Consider the following 12538-nt stretch of genomic DNA (forward strand, 5'->3'; position numbering starts at 1 on the left):
TTGGGAAGGATTCAGGCGACCTCAAGACGTGGTTTCACGCTGAGTTCGACCCAAATGGGTTCATCCAAACATAGGTTGCAGATCAGAGAGAGGCTGCGAAAATTGGACACTCGCTCAATTTTCCCCAGAGAATCGCGATCCGGTCTTCATGCTTCGTATCAAGTTTGAGCTCAATCCCGAAAAGGCCAGAATGTTCTACGATTGAACGCTCAGAGCTATTCTGCCGTCGATGGATTGCCAGCAGCAGCCGGTGTACGGCGACGAATGATGAGGTAGCAGATCGTTCCCAGTGACAGGACAATTCCCAGCCAGCGACCGGGTAACTGAGTCGTTGACACTGTCGCTTCTGGCATTTCCGGAATATTCACTACGATCGATTCCGACTCTGCTTCGTCACCCCATTCGATATTTGGTAAATCTCCGCTGGAAGCGACTTTTCCGTTCGCTTCCATTTCGGGACCAGACTCGAAGCCGTTGGTCATTGCGAACTCAGGCGATTGCATTTCAAAAATCGGTTTTTGAATACTTGGACCGACGACAGTCGCCACAGCAAAAGCGGGAATCGAAACGTCGTCAGTTGCCACTGCATCAGTTACGAATTCTTCGATTCCTTTTTCAGAATCCCGTTCCTCATTTCCCCATTCCGGAAGTCCCAGCTTAACGGGTGCCGTTTGTGGAGCCTGTCCCGTTTGAACGGTCAGTTCAGTCCGAGGAACAAATTCGAATGTTGACTCTGGATTGAACGATGTCGAGGGTGGTAACTCGAGTGCCGGCGACTCGAAAGCGGGTGACTCAAATGCGGATGTCTTGGCTTCCAGTTCGAAGCCAGCAACCGTTTGAATTACCGGGTCACTCCCATTGTCATCCAACCCTTCACTTCCAGGGAGGGTATTTTTTTTTCCCGCTCGTTCCAGCTTAGTTTGCCGAAACCAGTTCTCTTTCTCTTCAGGAGACATAAAGCGAGAGGGGACCGACTTAGAATCGAAGATCATTCGCCCGCTCTCCTGCTGGTAAGCCGGGTTAGGAGCAACCGGTTGACTGTCGATCCATTCTTTATTCTGGCCTGCCTTTGAAGACTTCACCCCGGCATCTGCCGATTCCACCTCAAATGTGTTCTTCACGTCCTCTTCAGGTAACCACGCTTCAGAGGAAGCAGTATCAAAACCGTCATCGGACGTCTCTTCTTTTATTTGCTCCTGAACCCAGTCGTCTGAAGCAACCGACTCGAACGCTTCACTTTCTTTGAAAGACTCAAATTTCGACCGGAAGGAATCTTCTTCCTGCCCGAACGAGGCAGTCTCAATGTTTTGATTTGCTTTGGTTTCAAAAGGATTGCTGGAATCGAATGAACCAAATTGCAGCGAGTCGGATTCTTTCTTACTGGAACCAGAATTGGAAGCGACCTTTTCTTTGATCACCGCTTTCTCTTCGTTTTGCATAGCAGCAATTTTTTCAAAGTCTGCCCGCATCGAGTTGAGTTCTTCCTCGCTCTCTTTCTGCTCTTTTTCAACTTCTGCACCGATCCGAGCCATCGCTTCGTCGAACGAAGAATCGAAATTCTGGACGCTATCTTGTTTCAGGCTGGCCATTTGTTTTTCAATGGTGCTTGTTTCCGGTAACCCGATTTTTTCGCCATCCAGATTCGAATATTGTCCTTCATCAATCTTCAGCTTGTCACTTCGCATGAATTGATCGAGGTCACGATCCAGTATGGAAGAAGCCTTCCGAATGTTGTTTCCCTCTTCCTCATCTGCTGAAGTGAGAGAGACAGCTCCATTCGATTCTTGAGTCGCACCGACCGTGTCTGGATCGACATCGGAGAATTCGTATTCTGCAAACAATGGATCATCCGCAGACTGAAGTTCGTCTTCATCTTTATCGAACCACCCTTTGATTCGGCTCCCGATCGACTTTTTCTCGGCAAGCTGGACGTCAGTTTCATCTTCGATGGCCACCGACTTGTCGTTTTTCTTCAGAAGGGAAGAAAACATTTCCCGAGGTCCTCGGGCGCAACCTGGCAGGCAGGTCACAGTGAAGACGGAGAACGCCACAGCGATCATCAGAACAGATTTAATAGAGCGGGCTGGATAAGGCACCACATCACCCCCGAATCAAGACGCATCAAAAAACAGAATGAATAACGATAGTTCAATCGATATCATTTTTTTCGACGATGCAGACCAGTATCGTTACGCGGTTTGGCCGGTTGTACTGATTTTGAAGGGGGAGATTACCTGAGAGACCTGACACAACGATCACGTAAGCTAGTGAAACAGGGCTGACTTTGAGTATCAGGAAACAGAGGCAGCTTCACGAGCGAGGCAGAAGATTTGAAATCGACCGATTTGCGGTGCCGGATGCGGCTGAAGCTGTTGATCGAGTCGGTCGACCCTCCAACCGTTCGCCTGAGCCAGTTCAAAGAACTTTTCTGAATTGATACGGCCAGAATCGGCAAACCAGCAGCGACCAGTAGGAGCGAGCAGCCGATCGAGAGCGAGCAGAATCGGTTCGTGAAAATCGGTTTCGTAAACGATTTCGCACCCGAAGATATGTTCATACTGGATGTCCGTCGGAGGATCATTCCAGTTAATCGTTATTCCCGTGAACGACTGGTCTCGCTGGTACCCTGCCTGTTCTGCATTCCAGCAAGCCAACTGAACCGCTTCCTTTCGGTAGTCTGAAAACGTGACATGCAGCCCTTCAGCCAAGGCCGCCAGACCAACCAATCCGATCCCACATCCCATTTCCAGGCAAAGGGCGCCTGTTTCCCAGTCTCCCTGCCGAAAAATCTCGGTCATGCGAATCGAAGCTGGCCAGAGTAACGCCCAATAGGGAACGTAAACTTCCGTTTCGTTTTCGCGAAGGACATCGGGATCGTCCAACAGCAGGTCGGGTTCCGCGGGACGTGTGAGTTCGAAATGACGATCGCCCGCTTCAATATGATCCCGGCTCCAGCCCCCTTGAACAGGGAAAGGACCAGGTACGCCACTATTCGCGTCTGAACCGTTCGCGTCTGAGTTGTTAATTTCTGCCATCGCCTACCCGTCACCATTATTCGAACATCCTTCCCCGGCATTAGAGACCGGAGGAGTTCTTCTTCCTGATAAACTAAGTATGCCTAATTTTAAACATGCATGCCTAGTCCCTGTTTGTACACTTCTGGGAAAGAATGAACCTCATCTCTTCACCGGTGAGGAGCCGAATGGCCACTAAATTTAGATGAAAAACCGATTTTTTCATTTTATTTCGGACGACATTCAGGCAAAATAGACATTCCATCTCTCTTTTTACACAAAGACTGCAACTCTCTGCAAACGATACTTACTTCCTTGACGTAAGAGATCCTGAATGGAACTTTCCATACGCCTCTCTTCGAAGACCTTTCTGAGCACGTAATGTCTACTCAACTCACCAAATGGACGATGCTGACTGTTTATGTGTCGGCTATGGTTATTTCCATAGTTGCACATGATCCGTTCCATCGCCATACGCATGAGTCTGTCGAGGGAGATCACGTATCAAAAACTCAGTTGTCGGGATCAAATCATTCGCACGGCAAACATCGTCACCACGGGCATGATGATCATGTGCATGATCACTCCCACGGCGATCATCATGATGAAACAACCGCTGCGACTGCTGAAGCACCGCACTCTCATCAACACAATCACGACGGCCATGAAGATTGTCCTGTCTGTGAATTCCTGTCCTTGAAATGTATCGAAGCGACTGTTGCTGAAGTCGAATCCGCCAGTGAGCTTATCACGCTGGCGAGCCAAAACGGGCAATGCTATCACGCCGCGTTCTCTCCCTATCAGCCTCCTTCCCGGGCACCTCCTGTCTGCTGAATACGACCATGTATCGTTACGGGAATCCCTGCGCGATGTTATTTCGCGAGAGACTAAGGTTGTTGTCATTTCTTGTCTATTACAAGACGTCTGCTATTTCGTCACACGAAATGAAGACGGACAACAGCGGCAATGGTCTCTGTCGGGCGCTACGATTTGTGACTGATGTTTCTTAATGAAATCACCACAAAAGCGTTTTTGTGCCATTCACCAGATATTCTCCGAGGTTGCGCAGTCTCTTTTTGTTTGCAGCTATTTCATATGCCTCCGGCTGCGCATTGAGTTCTAAAACTATCTGTTTTCAGTGACTCCACTGCGGATAGAGCTACCTCAATTATTTCGATTCATTCAGATCATTCATCATAGATTCATTCAGATCATTCATCATACAGGAGTTTCCTCATGTCTTTCACTCTCTCTAAAAAGCGATACCCTCGCGCCGGTTTCACCTTGGTGGAATTACTGGTCGTGATGGCAATCATTTCCGTGCTCCTTGGCTTGCTGCTTCCTGCTGTACAACAGGCAAGAACAGCAGCCCGTCGCACCCAGAACAGAAACAATCTCAAACAAATCGGGATTGCTCTGCACAATTACCTCGACCTCAATCGACAGTTTCCATCGGGCTGGCAAGGCTATGATTCCAGTGGCGAACCGGATATCGAAGGGAGCAATGGTGTTGGTTGGGCATTAACGATTCTTCCCATGATGGAACAGTTCAACGTCTACGATAATTTCGATTTCAGCGTCAACGTTGAAGATCCAATTAACGATCTGGCGCGTCAACAATACTTGGGCGCTTTCCGCAACCCACTCGATGTCGGTCCTAAGTTATGGACGATAGAAAATGAAGATCCAGGTGACCCTAACCCCAACCTGCCGATGCTTTTGGCTACAGCCAACTATATTGGTGTCTTTGGAACAACCGAATTGGAAGACTGCCATGGATTACCCCCAGGTGAACAATGTGTGGGGAACGGTGTGTTTTATCACAACAGCGAAACTCGCCCGGTCGACTTTCACGATGGCCTGACCCACACCTATATGGTGGGAGAACGTAAAACGGACGAAGAACTCGAATGGTTTTCGACATGGGTGGGGAATATTTCAGGTGGTGAGGAGCACATGGCTCGTTTTCTGGGTGTTGCTGACCATACACCGAACCACCCCGATGCTCACTTCGAGGATTTCAGCAGTTGGGATGCCACCGGAGTGATGTTCCTGTATGGCGACGGCCATGTTGGATTCGTCGGAGAGAACATTAACGAAACGATCTTTCAGGCGCTTTCCACGGTCCACGGTCACGAACCTTATCTCGCTCCTGATAATTAATCGTATCAGAGGAGGGAAAAGCTCCTCGATGCAGACAGAGTCTTACAATCACTAATTAATGCAAACAGGCAACCCGCTGGCTCAAACCAGCGGGTTTTCTTATGGATGGAAGAAATCAGATCCACGTGAGCCATCTCATGTGACATTGGTGCGCTTTTGGTTCATTCGGCACTGTGATACGTACCCCGAAACACCAGTATCTGTCACATTAAGTTTCAATTTCAAACTGGACTGCGTCCTGATTCACTGGGGAACTTAATGCGAAAACCCAATTAGGCCGTTTTTTGCCCTAACCTCCTGCGCAACGTAGCAACAACGAAAGATAGAGAACTAAGAGAACTTGTACTGCCACAAAAACGGTGGAATGACCGGCATGATCGAATGTTTTTAACATGCTGTTTCCAAGGTATTTAGGTCAGAGTATGCTGGTATACGAGGGGACGGAATCTCCCCGTTGACAGAGTCTGGATGCAGGTGTAAAGTCCCTCGCAAGTGAGCCAGTCTCGTCGTTGACGAAATCTGTCCACTTAGGATGAAACACAGGAAGGTCTTCAAAATCAGTTTCAGCAGACCATTGAACTAAACCGTTTCTTATGATTCGGCGAACTCAATCCCTTCTGTGAAAGAGAACTCAGGCGGGCTGTCAGGAGGACGGCATTGATCACGGATGATGGACAAAAATCGGCGTCGGTTTCGACGAAACGATTGGAACGCACAAGAAACACCTTGCGGTGTCTTCTCTTGTTCGGTCGAATCGGAATCGGGATGTTTGTCGTAGTAGCAAGCGTTTTGCTGGCGGGATGTACTCAACCCTTTCTGCCAGCAGGTTCTTCCGTTCCTGGTGGGATCCCCCCTTGGGGTGCAGCAGGACTGGGGACGATGGCCTTGCCGCATCCGGCCAGCATTCAGCCACAACCGGCATTCATGCCTCTGGAATCTGGGCCCGGGTCAGCCGGTCAGACTCCAGCGGCACGGGAAATATCACAAACAGGCAATCCCTGGAAACCTAACGAGGAAGAACGGGATTGGAAATGGATTGTAGTTCATCACACAGCCACGGATCGGGGAAGTGTGGAGAGTATCCATGAGACTCACCTGAAAAGGCGAGACGGAAATGGAAATCCCTGGCTCGGCATCGGTTATCACTTTGTAATCGGCAATGGGCAGGGGATGGAAGATGGAGACATTGAACCAACCTTTCGTTGGCGTCAGCAGATGCATGGCGCACATGCGGGGCGGGCAGCGGAAAATCAACAGGGGATCGGAATTGTTCTCGTCGGTAACTTCGAAAACAAGCCACCTTCCCCAGCCCAACTGACCGCCGTCAAAAGATTGGTTTTTACTCTCAAACAGGAATATGGAATTGATTCTGATAACGTTATCGGGCACTATGACATCAAGACCACAGCCTGTCCCGGGAAGCACTTTCCCATTGCAGAAATAGGTTTTTCAGAGCAACCCTGGACATTCAGCTGGAGAGACCCGGACGAGTCAAAGTCTGATCTCTTCTCCCTCGAAGGAAATTGACACCATGAGTTCGCGAATCCCCGAAGACTTCTTCGAAGAGAGCGATGATTTTTCGCCAAAATACAACGGTGCTGACTTCAGCGATTCTGAGTACGGCGAATACGACGAATCATTTCTTACCGAAGAATGGATGTTGGAACATTTATTCCAACCGGGCGCGGAAGAAGTGACAGAGTCTCTCTGGTATGAAGAAGACCAACTCTCGGGCGACCGAATTGGAACTCCTTCGGAATCCTTCGTTCCCGAAAAATACGAACCCCGATACGCTTACCCGCTGATTGTCTGGTTGCATTCGGCCGCTGATGGACGCCCCACGTTAAGCTCGGTCATGAACACGCTGAGCCCACAGAACTACCTGTCCGTCTCTTTTCGCGTCGCTAACGATTCGCCTGTCAGCAGTCGCTCTCTGGCAAGTTGGCCGACATCCGAAGCTGCTGTCGAAAAATTTCTTTCGGAAATCCATCAGGTCGTCTGCCAGCTGGGCAGCTTGTACCATGTGCACACCGAACGCATTTATCTCGCCGGTTTCGAAGACGCCGGTGCGATGGCACTTCGACTATTCCTGCAGCGTCCCGATTGGTTTGGTGGTGCAGCCGCCTTTGGTACTCCCTTCCCGGATTCGATGATCATTCCTGAACAGATGCCGATTCTCGAAGAAAAACGGGTTCTGGTTGCACAGGGAATCAAAGACCCAGTCTCTTCCATCGCTGACTCAGTCTGCTGGACCCGTACATTCAAACAAGCAGGTGTGGATTTGACCACAAAACTGTTTGACGGCCAGCACGAATTGACTCCCGAAATGCTGAAATACGTCAATGAATGGTTGATGCACGGCCTTTACGCCGACAACATGATTTATTGATTTTCTCCTCCGCATCGGCGGAGAAGCAGGCGGAAAATCGTCTTTCCATAATTGGCGATCGTCGCTACACTGCTCGCTCACCAAAAGAGAGCTATCTCGTCGACGACTCGCGGGCGGATTTAACAGTCCGAAAGAGCAAGGACCACGACTTCTGCTCGAACCGGGCAAGCCTGCTTTGAATCAACCTGATAATGATATCGAAGCAAGACAGGCTGGCCCAACGCCTTATCGAAATACTCAAGCATACAAATACAAGGATGTATTATGCGTCGGATCGCTGTGATGAACCAGAAAGGGGGCGTGGGCAAAACGACCTCCAGTGTGAACCTCGCTGCCGCGCTCGCACAGCAGGGACGAAAGGTCTGCCTCGTCGACCTTGACCCGCAGGGCCATAGCTCACTACATCTGGGCGTCGAACCTCACTCGGACGAACCCTCTGTGTACGACGTTTTCAGTGGCACACGTAGCCTGAAAGATGTTCGTCATCTGGTTTCGGAAAACCTGTGGATTATCCCCGCCTCGCTCGATCTTGCCGCTACTGAAGTAGAACTGGTCGATGCCCAGAACCGCGAAATCGTATTGCGCCAGGCGATGGAAAAGATGATGCAGGAGCAACCTGTTGATTACATCGTTATGGACTGCCCGCCTTCGCTCGGTGTATTAACCGTCAACGCTCTGACTGCCGCTGATGAAGTTTTCATTCCCTTGCAACCGCATTTCTTCGCGCTGCAGGGACTCTCCAAATTGTTGGAGACAACGGCACTCATCACCCGCCGATTGAATCGTAATTTGAAGGTCAGTGGAATCATGCTCTGCCTGTATGAAACAGGCACTCGACTAGCAGCTGATGTGACTGACGATCTCATTTCCTTCTTGCGTCAAAGTCCTCCTGATACGCCCTGGGCCAATGCTCAGGTCTTCAATAGCCGTATTCGCCGAAATATCAAACTGGCAGAAGCCCCGAGCTTTGGACAGTCTATCTTTGAATACCAGCCCAAATCTGCAGGTGCTCTGGACTACGGCGCTTTGGCGACAGAAGTGCTCGCTATGGAAAAAGCAAACGCCGGTGTCGATTCAGACATCAGCACGACTTTTCAAATGCCTCAGGCAACTCCGCAGCCACAACAGCCCCCCGGTGAACAACGCTTCGCTGCGTAACTATGGCTCTAAAAATTGATCTACTTTCAAGAGGTTCCTCAGGAACCTCTTTTTTTATGCGCCGATTATCCACTTTTTCAAGTCGCTGGAAATGGGGAATCACCCGGCACAATCACACTAAATGAGAGCAGTCTTTGCTTCCTCACGAAAACGAACTTGGTTGTTTTTCGAGAAATTCGGTTTTAGTGGAAGAGATTTGTGGAAAAACAGCGTCAAAGAAATTGTTCCACGAATCTTGCAGTTGGCTCAGAGTTGCCATTCTGCGAAAATCGCGTAGCTTACATAGCCGCCACTTTTGCCCGTGGCGGAGATATATTCCACATACTCTGCACATGTCGGTAACCACCATGCAACCGCGAACTAACACTCTGCGTTCAGTCACTGGGTCAATTTTGGCCTTAGGTCTAATTGGGTTTCTGCTTTCCGGCCCCCTGTTCGGGCAGGACGAAGAGGAAACCACTTCTAATCCCGTCTCGGCGGAAAAACTGAACGAAAACAATGAAGAGGAGTGGGAAGATGTCATCTTTATTCCCTTCAAGAATCTAAAGCAGGCACTGCAGGACCAGTCGCAAGTCATTGTCCCTTACCTTGAGTATCTCAAACTCAAAGCCCTTGAACAGCAGAGCACGAAAACGACCGCCCTGTTGCAAAAGGCGGAATACGCTACTCGCATCGAAGAAGACACAGCCCGGGTGAGTGCCACATTGCAATTCCAAGTGTGGGGTGAGAAGGAGGTGACCTTCCCTCTCTCCACTGGCAATGCTGCCCTCGGCGAAGTCAGTTCGGAGCAGGGAGATATTTATTTGCAATCACCAATGGCAGGAACGACAGAACTCGTCTTCCCTGCCGCTGGAAATTACACGGTGAAACTGGAAATGATGGTGCAAGTCCAGAAGGGTACTGAAGGCAAAAGCTTTGTTCTCAACATCCCTTCCAGCAGCGTGACTCAATTCGATCTGACGATCAATGAGGAACGACAGAAGATCGACGTCCAACCAAACGCCGTGCCGGTAGGAACGACATCACAAGCGGGCGAGACTCGATTCCGCAGCCATTTAAAACCGACGAACCAAATCACCGTTAGCTGGCACCCGGAAGCAGGATCGCGTCCGGAAATGAATCTTCTGACCAGTGTCGATCAGAAACAGGAAATCACCATTGAAGGAGAGGTTGTACTCACCAAAGCAGAACTGATGTATGAAATTCTGCGCGGCGAGATGGACCAATTACAGATTGCGATCCCGCTCTCCCATCAATTGCTCGACATCGAAGCTCCCGGCACGAACTTAAAAGACTGGTCGATTCGGAAAGAAGAAAATAGACAGGTCATCGACGTCTCCTTTCTTAGTCCGCTAGAATCGAAATTGACTCTCGTACTCCAGACAGAGCGTCCTCTTGATGAAGGGAACTTGCAATTACTGGGTGCCTCACCAGATGGCGAGTCATTCAGTATTCAAGCAATCGGAGCCGTTCGTGAACGAGGTGAAGTCATTGTCAAAGCGGCTGGCAGCCTGGATTTGACAGTCACGAAACAGGACGGCGTGAGCCGTTTCCGCCAGAATGTAAGCGAGAATGATCTTGGATTTCGCTTTTTCCGACCTGATGCCACTTTGGTAGTCTCTGTTAAACAGATCCAACCTCGTGTTCTGGCGACCTTGACGCACCAGAGTAAAATTCAGGAAGAAAGTGTTGAGACAAGAGTCTATGCTCAATTCCAAATCGAACGCGAAGGGCTGTTTGAAATTGAATTCAACGTGCCCGAAGGATTGAACGTTCAATACGTCAATGGAAATGGTGTCACCGAACATCGGTTTGATGAGGACGCACGTGTTTTGCATGTCTTCTTCAGCCAGAAGACGAAAGGGCAGGTTGTCCTTGATATCGGTACGACCCAGTTTTTCGAAGAAGTCGCTCCCGATGTCGACTACTTCCTCTCTCTTATTGAAGCACTGAACGTCGAGAAAGAAGAAGGCACGGTCTCTCTGTATTCGTCACCTTCGATCGACATTCAAGTACTCGAAAATGATCTGTTTGGATTACTTCCGAATACCTTCATCGAAAACAAAATGATTCCACAGACTCCCAATCTGCCACTTTCCCACTCATGGCGATACAAAGAGCGACCTGTGGAAGTTTACTTCTTCGTCAAACCCAAACCCGCTCTGGTCACGGCAACGACATCCTCACTTATTGATGTTCAGGATGAGTTGATTCGCGTGCAAAGCGAAATCAACTATTCCATACAACATGCAGGAGTAGAGTCATTCCTTGTCGCGGTGCCGGAATCTGTGAGCGAGAAAGTTCGCATCACGCCCGCCACAGAAAGCAGCCAGCACTTTCAACAGGCAGTGCCCCACGGTGAGCCTGTTGATGGATGGCAAACCTGGTTGATCACCGCTCAACAGCCGGTGCTGGGTAACTTCAAACTCAATCTCAGTTATGACCAACCCCTCCCCGGTGAAGGCCCCACAGCAGAAGGTGGTTTACGGAAATATGTTTACGAACCGGTCCGGTTAACTCAGGTCACTGTTCCAGAAGATCTCGAAAAAGACAACCCTCTTCCCGGCAGCATCCGTGGCGAAGTTCAGGTCAAATCGGCACGTCACCTCTCCGTCAAAGGCGAGGCCAGCGGAGGAAATGTTGAAAACATTGACGTACGCGAAGTAAATCTCAAACAGTATCCGGACGCCACTCTTGCTTATCAATTTTTCGCGGAACCGGTGTCACTCGACTTGGAAATTCGCAAATACGAAATTCAGGAAGTATTGCAAACGGTCATCAACAAAGCGGGGATTGAAATCGTACTTGCTACCGACGCCACGGCGACTTACCTCTGTAACTACCGTGTCCGCAGCAGCGAAAGACAACGGTTCGCTATCGAACTTCCGCAGGGCGCGCGTCCTGTCCGCGTCCTGGTCAATGGAGATGATGCCACTCTCGAAAAAAGCGACGCCGAGGCCAAAGAAGGGCACGATTCTTATTACTTGAATGTCAGCCGCATGACTGCCTCGGACGCTGACTTTTACGTTTCAATTCAATTCATCTGGGAGATGACAGAAGTTCCCTTCTCGACGGCTGGTGGAAAATTGCTGCTCCCCTTACCCATGTTCGACGATCAGGGATCAGGGGCACTCGTCCAGCAGACCCGGGTCGGAATCTGGGTTCCGCGTGAGTATTCGCTACTAGGTGAACCCGATCGTTTTACCCGCAGTCGTTCGATTCCATTCACATTCACATTCTTCAATGTACGGACACCTTTTTCCCAGAAGATGTCCACTTGGATGGGACTGCCTGAAAATCAGGAAATTGAGTTACCCCAGACGGGCAATGGTTTTTACTACAACTCACTGGAACAGGTAAATCGGATTGAACTGACCTGGTGGCAGAATTCGTTTTACTCATGGATCATCAGCATCACCGTTGCCATCATTGGTTTCGTACTGCTGCGAACTTCATGGAATAACCGTATCACGATCCTGTTATGTGCGGTGCTGTTGATGGCGCTCTGCCTGTTGAACTACGGCGACTGGGTGATGTTTACTCTGTTCGCTGGTCGCTTTGGGCTGCTGTTCCTTGCGATGCTATGGCTATTCAAGACATGGCAATTCTATCAAACATCGACGACAGAACAGATCGTGCCCCTCGACCCGGTCGTCGCCACGTCCTCTGCCAGCGGAGAAACGGCAGAGGTCTCCCCGCCTGTTGAAGAACAGCCTGACAGAACCGATCCTGACAAACCTCAGGGAAGTTAAGCACGGCTTGTCGCTTCGGCACTTTTGTCCTTATTTGACATTCAGCAGGTTTATTCAGGTAT

At 49.8% G+C, this 12538-nt stretch carries 8 protein-coding genes; 6 read left to right on the plus strand and 2 right to left on the minus strand.

The window, feature by feature from the left end:
* Nucleotides 1-215: 215 nt before the first annotated feature.
* Complete coding sequence (locus Pla110_RS15795; protein WP_144996954.1) at nt 216-1991, minus strand: hypothetical protein; 1776 nt, start codon at nt 1989-1991, stop codon at nt 216-218.
* A gap of 300 nt (nt 1992-2291) precedes the next feature.
* Nucleotides 2292-3035, minus strand: a complete 744-nt coding sequence (locus Pla110_RS15800; RefSeq protein ID WP_144996956.1) for a class I SAM-dependent methyltransferase — start codon at nt 3033-3035, stop codon at nt 2292-2294.
* 360 nt (nt 3036-3395) lie between these two features.
* Here Pla110_RS15800 and Pla110_RS15805 point away from each other — a divergent pair, with 360 nt between their 5' ends.
* From Pla110_RS15805 to Pla110_RS15830, 6 genes are all read left to right on the plus strand, one after another.
* A complete protein-coding gene (locus tag Pla110_RS15805; protein ID WP_144996958.1) occupies nt 3396-3848 on the plus strand; it encodes a hypothetical protein in 453 nt (150 codons plus the stop codon).
* A gap of 402 nt (nt 3849-4250) precedes the next feature.
* Nucleotides 4251-5177: a DUF1559 domain-containing protein gene (locus tag Pla110_RS15810; RefSeq protein ID WP_144999735.1), complete on the plus strand. Its 927-nt coding sequence runs from the start codon at nt 4251-4253 to the stop codon at nt 5175-5177.
* 765 nt (nt 5178-5942) lie between these two features.
* Nucleotides 5943-6704, plus strand: a complete 762-nt coding sequence (locus Pla110_RS15815) for a peptidoglycan recognition protein family protein (protein WP_231742516.1) — start codon at nt 5943-5945, stop codon at nt 6702-6704.
* Between the two features lie 4 nt (nt 6705-6708).
* The gene (locus Pla110_RS15820; protein WP_144996960.1) at nt 6709-7566 is read left to right on the plus strand and encodes an alpha/beta hydrolase; all 858 of its coding nucleotides are present in this window, start codon (nt 6709-6711) and stop codon (nt 7564-7566) included.
* Between the two features lie 264 nt (nt 7567-7830).
* Nucleotides 7831-8724, plus strand: a complete 894-nt coding sequence (locus tag Pla110_RS15825) for a ParA family protein (protein ID WP_144996962.1) — start codon at nt 7831-7833, stop codon at nt 8722-8724.
* A 392-nt stretch (nt 8725-9116) separates the two neighbouring features.
* The gene (locus Pla110_RS15830; RefSeq protein WP_144996964.1) at nt 9117-12476 is read left to right on the plus strand and encodes a hypothetical protein; all 3360 of its coding nucleotides are present in this window, start codon (nt 9117-9119) and stop codon (nt 12474-12476) included.
* Nucleotides 12477-12538 lie beyond the last annotated feature (62 nt).

Origin of the sequence: Polystyrenella longa, from assembly GCF_007750395.1 — a bacterium.
GTDB classification, from domain to species: domain Bacteria; phylum Planctomycetota; class Planctomycetia; order Planctomycetales; family Planctomycetaceae; genus Polystyrenella; species Polystyrenella longa.